Origin of the sequence: Cupriavidus necator N-1, assembly GCF_000219215.1 — a bacterium.
Lineage (GTDB): Bacteria > Pseudomonadota > Gammaproteobacteria > Burkholderiales > Burkholderiaceae > Cupriavidus > Cupriavidus necator.
Genome location: NC_015723.1, coordinates 309,408 through 323,697 on the forward strand (window position 1 = coordinate 309,408; position 14,290 = coordinate 323,697).

Annotated in this window: 12 protein-coding genes and 2 pseudogenes; 4 read left to right on the forward strand and 10 right to left on the reverse strand. The window is 62.6% G+C overall.

Going from position 1 to position 14,290, the window contains the following annotated elements:
• Positions 1 to 91 precede the first annotated feature (91 nt).
• Positions 92 to 286: pseudogene (locus CNE_RS42135) on the forward strand (LysR family transcriptional regulator); the annotation flags it as partial.
• A gap of 60 nt (positions 287 to 346) precedes the next feature.
• On the opposite strand, the gene CNE_RS19500 reads toward CNE_RS42135, so the two are convergent.
• The 7 genes from CNE_RS19500 to CNE_RS19530 all read right to left on the reverse strand — a co-directional run bounded on the left by CNE_RS19500 (position 347) and on the right by CNE_RS19530 (position 7,307).
• Positions 347 to 1,459 (reverse strand): alkene reductase, encoded by a 1,113-nt coding sequence (locus CNE_RS19500; RefSeq protein WP_013951988.1) that lies wholly within the window; start codon positions 1,457 to 1,459, stop codon positions 347 to 349.
• 289 nt (positions 1,460 to 1,748) lie between these two features.
• Complete coding sequence (locus CNE_RS19505) at positions 1,749 to 2,672, reverse strand: LysR family transcriptional regulator (protein WP_013951989.1); 924 nt, start codon at positions 2,670 to 2,672, stop codon at positions 1,749 to 1,751.
• A 1-nt stretch (position 2,673) separates the two neighbouring features.
• The gene (locus CNE_RS19510; RefSeq protein ID WP_013951990.1) at positions 2,674 to 3,339 is read right to left on the reverse strand and encodes a TetR/AcrR family transcriptional regulator; all 666 of its coding nucleotides are present in this window, start codon (positions 3,337 to 3,339) and stop codon (positions 2,674 to 2,676) included.
• A 165-nt stretch (positions 3,340 to 3,504) separates the two neighbouring features.
• Positions 3,505 to 5,136, reverse strand: a complete 1,632-nt coding sequence (locus tag CNE_RS19515; RefSeq protein WP_013951991.1) for a cation acetate symporter — start codon at positions 5,134 to 5,136, stop codon at positions 3,505 to 3,507.
• Positions 5,133 to 5,495 (reverse strand): DUF485 domain-containing protein, encoded by a 363-nt coding sequence (locus CNE_RS19520; RefSeq protein ID WP_013951992.1) that lies wholly within the window; start codon positions 5,493 to 5,495, stop codon positions 5,133 to 5,135. The genes CNE_RS19515 and CNE_RS19520 overlap by 4 nt, the downstream gene beginning before the upstream one ends.
• 97 nt (positions 5,496 to 5,592) lie before the next feature.
• The gene (locus CNE_RS19525; protein WP_013951993.1) at positions 5,593 to 6,816 is read right to left on the reverse strand and encodes an FAD binding domain-containing protein; all 1,224 of its coding nucleotides are present in this window, start codon (positions 6,814 to 6,816) and stop codon (positions 5,593 to 5,595) included.
• A 2-nt stretch (positions 6,817 to 6,818) separates the two neighbouring features.
• Entirely contained in the window at positions 6,819 to 7,307 is a 489-nt protein-coding gene (locus CNE_RS19530) for a VOC family protein (RefSeq protein WP_013951994.1), read from the reverse strand.
• Positions 7,308 to 7,713: 406 nt separating this feature from the next.
• On the opposite strand from CNE_RS19530, the gene CNE_RS19535 reads away from it, so the two are divergent.
• On the forward strand, positions 7,714 to 8,829 hold the full coding sequence (locus CNE_RS19535) for an amidohydrolase family protein (RefSeq protein WP_013951995.1): 1,116 nt from the start codon (positions 7,714 to 7,716) through the stop codon (positions 8,827 to 8,829).
• A 98-nt stretch (positions 8,830 to 8,927) separates the two neighbouring features.
• On the opposite strand, the gene CNE_RS19540 is transcribed toward CNE_RS19535, so the two are convergent.
• Complete coding sequence (locus CNE_RS19540) at positions 8,928 to 10,040, reverse strand: helix-turn-helix transcriptional regulator (protein ID WP_013951996.1); 1,113 nt, start codon at positions 10,038 to 10,040, stop codon at positions 8,928 to 8,930.
• Positions 10,041 to 10,307: 267 nt separating this feature from the next.
• On the opposite strand from CNE_RS19540, the gene CNE_RS19545 reads away from it, so the two are divergent.
• Positions 10,308 to 11,906, forward strand: coding sequence for a hypothetical protein (locus CNE_RS19545; protein ID WP_013951997.1), 1,599 nt, complete (start codon positions 10,308 to 10,310; stop codon positions 11,904 to 11,906).
• A gap of 147 nt (positions 11,907 to 12,053) precedes the next feature.
• Here CNE_RS19545 and CNE_RS19550 read toward each other — a convergent pair whose 3' ends face one another.
• Positions 12,054 to 12,548: a hypothetical protein gene (locus CNE_RS19550; RefSeq protein ID WP_013951998.1), complete on the reverse strand. Its 495-nt coding sequence runs from the start codon at positions 12,546 to 12,548 to the stop codon at positions 12,054 to 12,056.
• Positions 12,549 to 12,913: 365 nt separating this feature from the next.
• Here CNE_RS19550 and CNE_RS19555 point away from each other — a divergent pair, with 365 nt between their 5' ends.
• The gene (locus CNE_RS19555; RefSeq protein WP_013951999.1) at positions 12,914 to 13,321 is read left to right on the forward strand and encodes a PPC domain-containing DNA-binding protein; all 408 of its coding nucleotides are present in this window, start codon (positions 12,914 to 12,916) and stop codon (positions 13,319 to 13,321) included.
• 110 nt (positions 13,322 to 13,431) lie between these two features.
• Here the strand turns inward: CNE_RS19555 and CNE_RS19560 are convergent.
• Positions 13,432 to 13,898, reverse strand: a pseudogene (locus CNE_RS19560) (DUF1697 domain-containing protein).
• Positions 13,899 to 14,290: the final 392 nt, after the last annotated feature.

The following is a 14,290-nucleotide window of genomic DNA, read 5'->3' on the forward strand; positions in this document are numbered from 1 at the left end:
CACGTGGACGCCTTAACGGTTCGCGTGTCTGCCTTGCGCCACATGTCTTCCACCAGGCACGCCACGAAGCCCGATTCACAAAGAGTGCGAGCTGCTGCACCTTCTGCCGCATTGGCAGGCGGAGCCTTTGCCAATGTACTTGATCTATCCCTATGCCCGCTTCTACCCAGCAAGACTTCGGCTCTTTGTCGACGCAGTGCGCCAGGGAATATCCGGCATGGGCGTTGTCGACCTGCCGAGCGCGAGGCGTCACGGCGGCGAGCGGACTCGCCGGCCCGGGCAGTAGCTTAAAGAAACCCGGTGGCGCGCGTTCCCTGCGTGGGCAGGCATCCCACGCAGGCCTGGCTCAGGTAGCACTCGGATAGTCGATGTAGCCACTGGCCCCGCCGCCAAAGAAGGAAGCGGTGTCGGGCGTATTCAGCGGCAAGCCGTTCCGGAAGCGCGCTGGCAAGTCAGGGTTGGCAATGAACGGACGGCCAAAGGCGATGATGTCCGCACGTCCGTCGGCAAGCGCCTGTTCCGCGCTGTCGCGGTCGTAGCCGCCAGCGAGCATCAGCACGCCGCGGTATTCCGTGCGCAGTTGCCGAATGATCGCGTCCCAGCGCGGATCGGTGTCATCGTCCTTGTCGGTTCCGACCATGGCCGGCTCGACCAGATGCAAGTAGGCCATGCGCCGCTCGCTCAGCGCGCGCACAATGTGGCCGAAGGTGGCCTCTGGGGTGTCATCGCCCATGCCCATGAAGCGGCCCATTGGCGTCAGCCGCACGGCAACCCGCGAAGCCCCGATTTCCGCAATGACGGCGTCGACGACTTCGAGCAGCAGACGAGACCGGTTCTCGATGCTGCCGCCATAGGCGTCAGTACGCGCGTTGCTGTTGGAGTTGATGAACTGGTCGAGGAGGTAACCGTTGCCGGCGTGGATCTCGACCCCGTCCATGCCTGCCCTGATGGCGTTGCGGGCGGAACGCCGGTAGTCCTCCACGATGTCGCGAATGCCCGAGGTGGTCAACGGCTGGGGAACCGGTACGTCGCCCCAGACACCGTTGCCGCTTTCGTCCAGAATGAACGTCTTTCCAGGCACAGGCAGCGCACTGGGTGCCACGGGCAGCGCACCATCAGGCTGGAAGACCGGGTGAGATACGCGACCGACGTGCCAGAGTTGCAGAAAGATGGTGCCGCCGCCCTCATGCACGGCATCACTGATGGCACGCCAGCCCTGCACCTGTTCTCCGGAGTGGATCCCCGGCGTCCAGGCGTAGCCCTGGCCTTGCTGTGAGATTTGCGTTGCTTCCGTGACGATCAGTGCTGCGCTGGCGCGTTGGCGGTAATACTCGACATTCATCGCGGTCGGAACGTTGCCCGGTTGGCCCGCCCGGGAGCGCGTCAACGGCGCCATCGCGACGCGGTGCGAGAGCGTATGGTTGCCAATGTGAACGGGGGTCATCAGATGCTTGGTCACGGTAAATCTCCATCAAGTCGGTACGATCAATGCGGGGCGGCAGGGCAATGCCTGGCGTGCCCGGATCTCGGAAGAGATGGTTCACAGAGTAGGGGCCGGTGCATCCGGCGAGAATCGGTCTGCCGCGCAAAGAAGCATTGCGTGGGCGGCAAGGTGAGGTTGCGTTGGTTGGGACCCCGGCTGCCGGATGAGTGCTGGACGGCGCACGATGGCTCAGGCGCCGGGTACGGGACCATCACAGGATTCCGTGCCACCATGGCCAGTGTTTCGCACTGGCAGTGGCGGGGGGCTACCGTGCGGTATCGCCCCGATAAGTCGGCCCGGGAATCTCGCCAAGAAAGTCGAGAAACGCGCCAATACGCCTTGACCCGCGCTGGTTGGGCAGGAAGAGTGCCGAGATGGCGGAAGTGGCGCGGTTCGGGTTGACGGACCAGTCATCGAAGAGCGACGTCAGATTTCCGCGCTGGATGTCTTCTGCGACAAGCCAGTCCGGCAACAGCGCGATACCTGTTTCGGACATCACTAGCTCGCGCAGTACCTCGGAATTGTTGCTTCTGAAGTTGCCACGAACGGGGACTTGCACCTCTTCGCCGTCACGGACAAAGGTCCAGACTTGCTGCCCCACGCCATAGCTGAACCGCAAGCACTCGTGCCCCGCCAGGTCCAGTGGTGCTGCGGGGAGGCTGTGGCGCAGGAGATAGGCCGGGCTGGCTACTACCTTGCGGCGGAACGTGCCGATCTGGCGCGCAACCACATCATCCAGCGATGCCGCACTGCCAAGCCGGATGGACAAGTCAATACGCTCGCTAAGCAAGTCCACGATCTCGTCCGTCAGCGTCACTTCCAGCTCGAGCTTGGGATAACGTGCCAGCAGACCGCCCAGAAAAGGCGCGATGCAACGCCGCCCGAACGCAACCGGCAGCGAGACGCGCAGTTGGCCGACCGGCGTGTCGCCGCGGTCGGCGATCTGGGCGTCCGCTTCCGCAACGGCATCCAGGATCTTTCGCGCGCGCTGGTAGTAGGCGGCACCGGCAGCAGAAACCGTGACCTGCCGCGTCGACCGGTTCAATAGGACCGCACCGAGATCTTCCTCGAGACTGTCCATCATGCGCGTCACGGACGAGGTGGCAAGGCTCAACCGTCTGGCCGCAGAAGAGAAGCCCTTGGCGTCGACAGTCTCGACAAAAACTCTCAATGCCAGCAGCTTGTCCATGTCAGAGCCGAAGGCTCCGCATGACAGCGGGCGCGCCCTGCAGAAACATATCGACCTTCTGGCGCACAACGCCGCCCAGGTCAGCCGGGACCTTGAGCCCGTAGACCCATTTGCGCACGCCCAGATAGAAGATGGCGGCGTGCAGACTCCAGATCATCTCGACCTCGGCATCAAGCTCGGCGGCGCTGCGCGGTTCCGGGATACCGTACTCTGCCCGGACTTCGGCCAGCACGGGCAGGAAGACCTTGCTGCGAAGCTTGCTGAGGTATTTGTTGTTGATGCCTTCGCGCGTCAGGCCGGCGAAAATGAAGATCCTGATCCACTCCTCGCGTAAGATCACTGACGCATAGTCGAGGTAGAAGGCGTAGAGCCGCTGCGCCAGCGGAGTAGACCGGTCGGCGATTTGCCGCTCCCAATCTGGCCGCCATTGGAAGACCTCATTGTAGACGCGCTCAATCAGGGCATCTTTGCTCTCGAAATAGCGGTAAAGCAGCGGCTGCGTAACGCCGATCTGCTTCGCCAGCTCCCTGGTGCTGCCGGAGAAACCATTCCGGGTGAAATGCTCGATGGCCTTCTGGACAATCTGCTGTTCCCGCTCTTCCGGGAGCAGCCGTTTGCCGGGCTTGGCCGGTATGCCGTGCTTGGCTGTGGTGGCGCCTCGTTCCATTTGTTCACCTGTGCAGAGCCCCGGATGGGGGGTGCCGCTTCCATTGTACCAATCAAGTGATAAATTGGAATATGCCGAATCAGCCCGGATGTGCACGGCTAGCCCTGCGCCGCGGTGAGGGGAGTCCGGCCGAACTGGCGCCGGACACCCCGCCGCAGCCCCCGCTTATTGACGCTTGATCAAGCCCAGCTCGCAATCCACCAGCTGATTGCGGAAGGCACCGCGCTCCCGCGCGCCGCGAGCGGATTTGTCAGTCACAGAGAAGACGTAAATTCCCGCAAACGCGACCAGCATCGAGAACAGCGCTGGATATTCGTAGGGATAGATCGCCTTCGCGTGTCCCAGCACCTGGACCCAGACCGTCGGGCTCAGCACCGTCAGCAGCACCGCAGTCAACAAGCCGAGCGAGCCGCCGACGACGGCACCCCGCGTGGTCAGCCCGCGCCAGTAAATGGAGAGCAGCAGCACGGGAAAGTTAGAACTGGCGGCGATGGAGAACGTCAGGCTGACGATGAAAGCGATGGTCTGCTTCTCAAAAAGGATGCCCAGCAGGATCGACAACACCCCGAGCACCAGTGTCGTCATGCGCGACACCCGCATTTCGTCCTTGTCCGTCGCCGTGCCCTGGCGCAGCACCTTGGCATAAAGGTCATGGGAGATGGCCGATGAGCCAGCCAGCGTCAGGCCCGCAACCACCGCCAGGATGGTAGAGAATGCCACCGCGCAGATGAAGCCAAGGAAGACGTTGCCACCTACGGCATGCGCCAGATGCACGGCGACCATGTTGACACCGCCGATTACCGCGCCCGAGGCGTTGTGATACAGGGGGTCGTTGGCAACGAGCGCAATCGTGCCGAAGCCGATGATGATGATCAGCGCGTAGCCACTCCCGACGATGCCGGTCGCATACAGGATGCTCTTGCGCGCCGCCTTGACGTCAGCGACCGTAAAGAAGCGCATCAGGATATGCGGTAGTCCCGCTGTGCCGAAGATTAGCGCGAGCCCGAGGGAGACGGCCGAGACCGGATCGGAGACAAGGCCTCCCGGACTCATGATCGCGGTGTGCTTGCCGTGGGCCGCGATAGCCTCGGCGAACAAGGTATTGAGGCTGAAGCCAAAGCGGCCCAGCACCATGAACGCCATGAATCCCGCGCCTGCCAGCAGGAGGACAGCCTTGATGATCTGGATCCACGTCGTCGCCAGCATGCCGCCGAAAAAGACATAGATGACCATCAGCACACCGACCAGCACTACTGCCGCCGTGTAGTTGAAGCCGAACAGCAGCTCCACCAGCTTGCCCGCGCCCACCATTTGCGAAACCAGGTAAAGCAGCACGATGACGATCGAGCTCGACGCCGAGAACGCGCGGATCGGGCGTTGCTGCAAGCGGTAGGAGACCACGTCGGCCAGGGTAAACCGGCCCAGGTTGCGCAGTGGCTCTGCAATCAGGAACAGGATAATGGGCCAGCTTGCCAGAAAGCCGATCGAATAGATCAGACCATCATAGCCGCTGGTGAAGACAAGTGCGGAGATGCCGAGCAGGGACGCGGCGGACATATAGTCGCCGGCGATGGCCCAGCCGTTTTGCATGGCGGTGATCTTGCCCCCCGCGGCGTAGTGATCTGCAACGCTGTGGGTGTTCCTGGCGGCCCAGCGCGTAATCAGCAGCGTTGATGCGACGAAGACCAGAAACATCACGATGGCGATGACGTTCAGCCCCTGGCCGACCGTCGGTGTGGCGGCGATGGCTGGCAAGGTGGCCGAAAACAATGCAATGAACAGTGAAAGTCGCTTCATTTTGCCGCCCCTTCGCGAATCGCGTGAATCATCGCGTCATGCACGGTGTTGGCACGATGGACATACAGGGCGACGAGGAAGAAGGTGATCGCGAACATGCCGAATCCGATCGGAATGCCGATGGACATTGGCTGTCCCGGCGTCAATGGACGTCCGAGCAGCGCCGGGTTGAAGGCGAGCGTGAGGATGTACCCGAAGTACACCGCCAGCATGAGAGTCGTAAGCGTATACGCGAAGCTGCGGCGCGCGCGGACCAGCGCCTGGAATGCCGGGTTGCTGAGCACCGGATTGGGTGGGGGAAGCGGCGTCGATGTTGCCTCATCACCGCTTGGCGGATACGTTGCGGCAAGGTGTTCCATGCTTGTCTCCATTTGGACGGATCTTCTCTATTGTTGGCGGCAGCGTAACTGGCTGGCAGCGCACCGCCGCCGGGGATAGCGGTATGCGGTAATGCGATCAGAATCGCGTCGACACCGCCGTCTCGCGCATGACTGCTTCCGGCGTGCGATAGCGCTCGGCCATCTGGCGATCGGTCTCGTCCTTGAGCTGGGCCTGCATGTAGGCGCCGAGGTGGCGGGCGTGCTGGACGATCGCCGCCCCCACTTGAACGCGCTCAGCGCTGTAGCCTTCGAGCGCCGCCGGTACGGTGTCGTGAGCCCGCAGCGCCTTCACCAGTGCCATGGCATCGCCTGCAGCCTTGGTCACACCCATACCGCAGTGAGGTCGCGCCACGAAGGCGGCATCGCCCAACAGCGCGACGCGATCGAACGCCATGCGCGGGACTTCAAGATCAAAGATTGGCTGGAACAGCGGTTGCGCGGCCTTTGTCACGACTTCGCCAAACTGGGGCGCCAGCAGGGTCAGCGCCGCTTCTTCCATGTCCGCGAGCACGTCGGGGCGGATCAGCGTAGGGGGAATACCACCCGACCAGCGCTTGCCGCTGGCGTCGGTCAGCAGATTGGGCAGATCGATGTCCTCGCTGGTGGCGCGATACCACACGAAGTTATAGCGTCGCTCGCCGGGCTGGGTGCTGTTGTCTTGGCCGGCCACCGGGTAGCCGAGAATCTGCTCGTGCGGTGGGAGGCAAAACCCGAACTTTTCGAACAGCGCATCCCGCGTGGACTCGCTGAGCGCCATTTCGTCCACCAGGCCGCGCCACGCAATGTAGCCCGCGTACTGGAGCTGGACATCAGGCAGCAGACGCTCGCGCAGCGCGGAGCGGAAACCGTCGGCGGCAATGACAAGATCGGCAGAATGCGTGGAACCATCATCGAGGGTCACGACGGCACGACCCGGCTCGCTCTCGACGGAAACCACGCTTCCCCCCGGTCGATAACAACCCAAATGGAAGGCTGCGCGCAGCACCTGATACATCTTGCCCCAAGCCGTCAGCATCTGAGGCATTTCCCGCTGCGAGAGCACTGATCCGTCCTGTGACAGCGTCAGGCGCGACTGCACGCGCACACCGATCGAATCGTCGACCTGGACACCTGCCGCGGCCAGCGCTTCGAACAACTCGGGGTGCGTGACAATGCCGGCACCGCGGCCTGCGAGCGCCTCAGGAACGCGCTCGAAGACTTCGACGTCCCAGCCGTCGCGAGACAGAAGATTGGCCGCAAAGAGCCCGCCCAGCGAGCCACCCACTACGATCGCCTTGGGCTGCCTGGAAAATACTGTCATGATCATTCTCCTGTCACTGCCATGCTGTGCGCAGTCGCGCTGCCACCTGGGATGTCAAGGCCCGCGACTTCTGCAGCGGGGTAATTCAGTTCGATGGTGACGCCAGACGGGTCTTCGATGAACACCTGGTGCAGGCCTAGGCTCGGCACCGTGCGGTCGCGCCAAGCCACGCCTTCAGCTTTCAGCTTCGCCCACATTTCCTGAACACCGGTGGCAAGGAAGGCGATGTGGTCGACTGTGCCGGTGCCGGAAACCGGGAGAAGACGGTCACCCAGATAGGCACTCAGGCCAAAGAGGTTGTCCGGATCGACGCCGATGATGTGCACCACGCCGAACTCGCTTTCGTCATCTCCCAAATACAGCCAGGCGCCGGGGAAATCGAACGGCGGGCGGTATCCCTGACGGAAACCAAGAATGCGTTGATAGAAGGCGCACGACCGGTCGAGGTCCGTGGTGCGGATCGAGTAGTGCGCAAGTTTCATAATTGCCATGGCTGCCTCTGCTATTTATCGATCGATAAGTGATCGGTAGATAAATTGTAGGCGAGCGGGTCCGGAGGGCCAAGCGTGATGCATGTGAGGATTTACCCTAGGTGCTATCGGCTGGTGTGCGACCAAGAGAGCACACTGGACTCTTATCGGGCCGCGTCCTGGCGCTGGTCCCCGCCGCCGGCGCTCATCGGGCCGCGACAACAGGGTAATCCCGGATCTTTCTCCGCTTTCTGATTGAAGCCCACCGTCCTACAATGCCACGCAAATAATCGAACGATAAATTGACTGGCGTTGTACTTTGCGTACGCATGGTCAGCGTCCTCCAAGCCGCGCTGGCCACACGCCGGAATAGGCCGGATGAAGGCAAGTGGTGCTTGGAACTTCAACAATAAAAGGAGACAGAGACATGGATTGTCCTTGCTGCGTATCGCCCAAACGGCGTCGACTGCTTGGTTCGGTGAGTGCAATCGCCGCGGGCATGATGGCAGGATTGCCAGCGTTGGCTGCGCAGCCGTCCACGGCCGCTGCGGGCACCGGCAAACCGCTTTCGATCGACATACACGCGCACTATTATTCCGAAAGCTTCCTGGGGCTTCTGGGTGGCGAAGGGAAGCAGTTCGGCGGCCACTTTTTCCGCAACGACGACTCCTTCACGTTCCAGACACCTGCCGGCGGACTGGGGCCTCTGCCCATGAAATTTATCGACGTGGAGCAGCGCGTCCGGGACATGGACAATTCAGGGGTCGACGTCCAGGCCATCTCCCTGAGCGTGCCAATGGTCTACTGGGCCGATCGCACACTCAACGCAAAGCTCGCCAGAGCATGGAACACCGCGGCCTCCGATGTCCACCGGAAGCATCCCACCAGGTTCGTCGTACTGGCGACGCTGCCGATGCTGAATGCGAATGACGCGATCGATGAACTTGAATTTGCGGCGGGATTGCCGGGCGTGCGCGGCATCTACATGGGAACGAACATCAACAATCGTGACCTCGATGACCCGCTGTTTTCGCCGATATTCAAGCGCATCGAGCAGCTGAATCTGCCGATCTTTCTTCATCCCCAGCAAACAGTGGGCGGCGCGCGACTCGCCGACTTTTATTTGAGCAACTTGCTCGGCAATCCGTTCGATACCGCGATCGCTGCGTCCCATCTGATTCTGGGCGGGGTCTTGGACAAGTATCCTGCGTTGCACTTCTCCCTGCCTCACGCGGGTGGCGCTCTGCCAATCCTTGTCGGGCGGATCGATGCGGGCTGGTCGATGCGTTCGGAAACGAAGCGCGTGGCACAGAAGCCCAGCAGCTACCTGCGCCGGTTTAGCTACGATACGATCTCGCACTCCGGCCCAACCCTTGACTTTCTCATTCGGAACATTGGGGCGGACCGCCTCGTGCTCGGCAGCGACTATTGCTTCGACATGGGCTATGAGCAACCCGTGCGCTTCCTGGATCGTCTCGCTCTGCCTGATGACCAGAAGCGCATGGTCGTTGGGGGCAACGCCGCACGTCTGCTGAACCTTTGAGTTCTCAGGCATAGCGGCCACTGGCTGAATGTAGTCCATGCTGGCGGCTCATCAGCGGCGGCCATAACGTGTACCCTGGTATCAGGCCAGCCTAGCGATCAACCCCCCGCCTGCGATAGCACCCACAGCATTGCCCCCACGGCTTCGGCCTGGGATCGCGTGTTTGTCTTGTCGAAAATCGCCCGCAACTGCGTACGCACGGTGGCGAGCGAGACCCTGGCGCTGGCGGCGTACTCGTCAGGGGTCTTGCCGCAAATCAACGCTTCAGCCACAGCCGCCTCGGCCGCTGACAGCCTGAAGGCCCCCTGCAACTGTCTTGCGGTTACCAGCGGCGCCGTGCCGCGCCGCCTGGCTGTAACCAGGAGGGTTGCATCGCCAAACGCCGCGCGCGTGTCCCGGCCGGGAACGCGTGCGATATTGAGGAATATTTCGGGCGTGGCTCCCGATGCGGCCCGCAACGCCAGGCTTTCGCCCTTGCGCGTCTTTCCCACGCGCGCCATGGCCGCCTGCAGGCCATCATTCTCGGCCGCTGTGGTCGCGGCCAGGCGCTCATGCTCCAGTTTCAAACAGGCGCTTGCGCGCAGCATCGCTTCGGCAGCCTGGTTGGCAAAGACCAGCCGAAAACGCCTGTCCAGCGTGAACACCGCAAGGCCCAGCTGCTCCATCAGTTCATTGCCAAGCGCGGCGTCGCGATGCAGGGTCCTGGCGTCCTGCCAGAGGTTGATGGAGCGCTGCAGGTGCCCGACCAGGCCCGCCGCCGCGGCGCGCTCTTCCAGTGTGTATGGCGGCCTGTCTTTCGCTCGCAGCAAGCCCAGCAGAATGTCATCACTGCCGGCGCGAGCCAGGCGTACGCCCTGCAGATAGCGCAACCCTGACGGAAGCTGGTAGTCCTGGAAAAACTCGCTGCGCGCAACGTCTTGCTCGGTAAGGCGGTCCTGGCAGCAGACAAATTCGCCTAGGGCCGCGGCTTCGACAAAGCTGCGCCGTGGATCCAATGCGCCGTAGTACTGATCGTAACTCTCGACGATGGCATCCCAGTCCCTGTCGGGCGTGTAGATGGACAGACGCGGGGCGTTGCGCAGTGCATCCCAGCTGAACATATGGAATACATTGGCGCCCAATGATTCGGCGACTGTCTGAAACACCTCCAGAAAGCCGTCCTCCCGGACTGCGGCCTCATAGAGGTCCCCGATGAGATGATCCCTTGGCAATTCCCCTTCTCCCCAAAGCTCTCTAATTCAGCGATTGCCTGATTGTCGCGACGCTGACGGTCTCTTACGGACCCGCCTAGCTTGCCCAAGCTGTCAGGGGATTTATGCCCCTCTCATTGGGGGTATCTGCGGATTTTCATCTGAATGAATGATGCGCGTCGCTCTGCGTTCTTCGCAGAATCGCCCCCGGGTGGTTTCGATCGCCCACAGTGAACGGGTGAGGCAACGAGCTTGCATTCATTCATACGACAGGGGGAAATCAAAACCATGAAAATCAGACTTCTAATATCCGCTATTGCAGCGGCAGCACTGACCGCGTGCGGAGGCGGGTCCTCGGACACCCAGTCGTCGGCGCCATCGACGCCGTCGACGCCTGGCACACCGGCCACCACCATCGCGGGAACGGCCGCCGTGGGTTCCGCGTTGCCCAATGCCACGGTCCAGGCCAAGTGCGCCAACGGCAGTGGTACCGCCACCACAGCCGCCGACGGGACGTTTACCATCAGCATTCCCGACGCCACGCGTCCGTGCGTGCTCAGCGTAACGACCCCCGACGGCACGATCCTTCACTCCGTCGTGGAAGCTGGAACCGGCACGACTGCCGCCGCCAATATCACGCCTCTCACCGAACTGATCACTGCGTCGATCGCAGGCGGCAGCACCCAGGACTTCTTCAACAGCTTTGACGCTCAGGCACAGGCGAAGCTGACCACGGACGGTGTAGCCACTGCGGTGGAGTCCGTCAAACTGATCCTTTCCGGGACGGTCGATCTCGCTGGCGTGGACCCGCTCAAGGGCACGCTGGTCGCCGCGCATGGCGACACGCCGGGCAATGCGCTTGACCAGAAGCTCGATACGCTCGGCGCCGCGCTCGAGTCGTCGCAAACCTCCCTTTCCCAGCTGTCTGCTGCTGTCGCGTCCAACAGCGGCTCGGCAGCCGGCGTGCAAACCATTCTCCAGCCCGCGTCGGCAACCTGCGCGACGTTCCGCAGCGGCAAGTACCAGAAGGTTGGCCTCACTGCCAACAGCGTGCAGAGGTTCACAATCGATGCGGTCAAGCTGACGCAGACGAACGACACGACCGGGGCGGTCGAACAATTCCAGGCGAACGACACGCAGGCCTGCCGCTTCGGCAACACCGACGCCAGGCTGCTGGTCTCCAAGTCCGGTATCGGCCTTGAGCGCCGCAACGGCCCATCCAGCCTGGTGATTCCTGACCAGACCATTCCGCTGAGCGAAATCACCGGAGACTGGATCGCCATGGGCTTCGAACGGCCCGAGGGCGGCGGCACGCTCGCGCCGGGACTGATCAAGTTCACCGTGGACAGCACTGGAAAGTTCGCCAGCGGTGCCGACTGCGGGTTGAGCGGCTGCTCGCCCTGGCCTGCGGAAGACCTTCCGGTCGTGTCAGTCAACGCGGATGGCGGATTCAATGTCACGGATTCGACAGGAACGGCCCGAGCGTTCGCCTTCAAGGGCGTCGATGGCGGCGTCGCGGTTGTGATCGTGCACAAGGGCGGCTTCATGATCGCAAAGCGGCCGACGCCGCGTGGTCTGCCGGCCGTGGGGGCCGTCAACGCCTACTGGGATGCTGTGATCAATATCAACGGGGGGACCGAAATCTCGGAGTATTCGAACACGGTGACGTCCGTCGACACGGCAGCAAATACCTATACTCGTCAACGTAACGACGGTCGCGTCGATCTTTGGCATAACAACATGCCGTCGGATGGGCTGCGTTATCGCCCTGCCGCACCAAATGCCGCTGAGGTTATCGGCATGAACGTGGCAAACACAGGCCTGACCGTGGCGATCAGCGTCAATCCGGCCAATAGTTTCTACGATATTTCGGTTGACCGGCCGTAAGGCGACTTGCCTGCAGTTCCGTCTGGCCCCACGTAACCCGTGGGGCCTTTTTATTTCTCCGGAGCGCAAGAGTTTTCGTGCTGGGTTCGCCGCAGCTCTATAAGTAGTGCGCGGCCGTTGCAGGCAGTCCGTGGCCGCATGAACGGCTTACGCGAGCACGTGAAACGGGCGTTGGAAGGCTACGGACCCGGCGTCTTGCCCGGGCGGGGCTTCCGCAGCGGACGGAAGCTCCAGTAGCGCGCGCACGTCCCGTTCGACCGTTGCGAGCGAAGCGGACCTGGATAGGGAGCGGGCAAACCGGCCGTCGAGGCCTGGCGGCAGACGCAGCCACATATTATCCGAGACCAGCAGCAGGCGCCTTGGCTTCAGCACCAGGCTGGCCAGGCGCAGCAGGTGCCAGCCGTCGGCAAGATCCGGCGGCATGCCGAACACGAGCAATGGCGGAGCCGGCAGGCGCGCATTGCGTGCCGCCAGCGCATCCGTCTCCACGAGTTCGACCCGGCCAATGCCCGGCATTTCCCCGAGCAGCCGCATGACTCCGTGCCGGTACACCGGCATGTCATCGATCACCACGGCATGTGCCTCGCGGCTGCGCCCCAGGACTTGCTCCCAGGCGGCCGCTCCACGGTTCGTCCAGCTCATCCTTGTCTCCTCCGGTTTGCCGGCGTTGGCTTCGTGGCCAGCGCCCTGCACCAGAACCAGCAAGGGCAATGCCAACTCTGGCAAGGCAGCCTCGTGCCATCGCGCGCAAGCGCGGGAGCCAGGCCCGCTGCGGGTTTCCGGGAGGCTGACGCAGACCTGCCGGCCTTTGCGGGCGACTGGCAGCCGCGGGGGAGGCGTTACGTGTAACGTAACGTGTTACGCGACCGACCCCGGCCGGAAGTTGGCGGCCGTCGAAACCCTCGTGCCGCGCAGAGCACGACGCCAATGAGCGAAAGCTGGTGCTCAATTGCGATTGGTCTCAATTCGCTTTAACCTGTCACGAAGCCCCAACCTGGAGCCGCGTGATGCAAGCACATCCCTTACGCCTCTCTCCCGGCGACGATCTGCGTGCCGCACTCGAAGACGTGCTGAGTCAGCTCAAGCTGCATGCGGCCTTCGTCATCCAGGGCATCGGGAGCCTCAGCGTTGCCCAATTGCGATTTGCCGGGGCGGAAGGCCCTACCGAACTGCGTGGCAATCTGGAAGTCCTGACGCTCGCCGGATCCCTGTCATCGGATGGAGCGCACCTGCATATGTCGGTTGCGGACTCGCGCGGGCGAGTGTTCGGTGGTCATGTGGCACGCGGTTGCACGGTCCGTACAACCGCGGAGATATTGCTGGCGCTGCTTCCCGAACATCGTTTTGCCCGGGAGTACGACCAGAATTCAGGGTTCATGGAACTGGTGGTACGGACTGAACAGCCCATGGAGTAGCCTCGAAACAACACCCGGGCAGCGTAGATGAATGAGGTCGTTCGACCCGTTTCAGCCAGTCGGTGCGAGTGTCCGGGCGATCGCCTTACGCATAAGGCCTATGCCCTGGCTCACTTGATGACCGTGTAGAGCGTGCGAGTGGTGATGTCCTTTCCGAACGAGCGTTCGAGCAGGCGCATGAACACCGGGCCTTTCTTCGGGTCGGGCACGTAGGCGCTGAAGACCTCCGTGGCACGGGCCTTGACGATGCTTGCGCCGTCGCGCTCGATGGGCAGCTTCACGTCTGGCGGCACCGGGCTGCGGAGAAAGGTGCCAATCCGCTTGGCCGAAGGCGCAAGGCTGAGCTCGGCGAAAGGGTCCGAGTCGATGAGGTCCTGGAGATAGCGGGCCGGCCGGACGAAGGTGTCGAAGCTGTGGCCTAGTTCAGACTGAATCGCCTTCTCGGCGCGTCGCTCCAGGCTGGCCAGTGACCACGATCGCGCGTCGAACACGACGTTGCCGCTGGAGAGCAAGGTTTTCACTTCGGAGAAGCCCGCGGCCTCGAGCAGCGCTTGAGTTCGGGCATCCGGGCGTTCATCGGGCTGACGCCGCGAAGAAAGGCAACGTATCGGGGCATGGCTATCTCGTAATTGCTGGCGAACCGCTACACGGCTTGCGGTCAACGGTGAATGCAGGGTGATGTTGATAGTACGGCGTTCGCTGGCCAATTGGCCAGCGCAGCGGCTCGTCAATGGAGCTATGTCCGCAGTAGTTACGAGGTCCCCGCTGCCCATCAATCCTGCAGGCCGAGGCGGCAAGGCTTACCTGGACCGGGGCGTCACCCAAGACGCCGTCGGCACCGTCAGTGGTTTGCGGCCTGTGCGGCCCGTGGGACGATCAGTCAAGCAACTGACCCGATTCGTCAAATGGATGTGTGGGCCAATTGATACAATCGCGAGCCCTATGCAGGCTGGTCCCCCGGCTGGTCGC

Excerpts from the sequence above, each read along its gene's own strand:
- CNE_RS19550 (WP_013951998.1), bottom strand. The coding sequence starts at position 12,548 with ATGAGCTGGACGAACCGTGGAGCGGCCGCCTGGGAGCAAGTCCTGGGG.
- CNE_RS19535 (WP_013951995.1), top strand. The coding sequence starts at position 7,714 with ATGGATTGTCCTTGCTGCGTATCGCCCAAACGGCGTCGACTGCTTGGT.
- CNE_RS19515 (WP_013951991.1), bottom strand. The coding sequence starts at position 5,136 with ATGAAGCGACTTTCACTGTTCATTGCATTGTTTTCGGCCACCTTGCCA.
- CNE_RS19545 (WP_013951997.1), top strand. The coding sequence starts at position 10,308 with ATGAAAATCAGACTTCTAATATCCGCTATTGCAGCGGCAGCACTGACC.
- CNE_RS19530 (WP_013951994.1), bottom strand. The coding sequence starts at position 7,307 with ATGGCAATTATGAAACTTGCGCACTACTCGATCCGCACCACGGACCTC.
- CNE_RS19525 (WP_013951993.1), bottom strand. The coding sequence starts at position 6,816 with ATGACAGTATTTTCCAGGCAGCCCAAGGCGATCGTAGTGGGTGGCTCG.
- CNE_RS19520 (WP_013951992.1), bottom strand. The coding sequence starts at position 5,495 with ATGGAACACCTTGCCGCAACGTATCCGCCAAGCGGTGATGAGGCAACA.
- CNE_RS19510 (WP_013951990.1), bottom strand. The coding sequence starts at position 3,339 with ATGGAACGAGGCGCCACCACAGCCAAGCACGGCATACCGGCCAAGCCC.
- CNE_RS19555 (WP_013951999.1), top strand. The coding sequence starts at position 12,914 with ATGCAAGCACATCCCTTACGCCTCTCTCCCGGCGACGATCTGCGTGCC.
- CNE_RS19505 (WP_013951989.1), bottom strand. The coding sequence starts at position 2,672 with ATGGACAAGCTGCTGGCATTGAGAGTTTTTGTCGAGACTGTCGACGCC.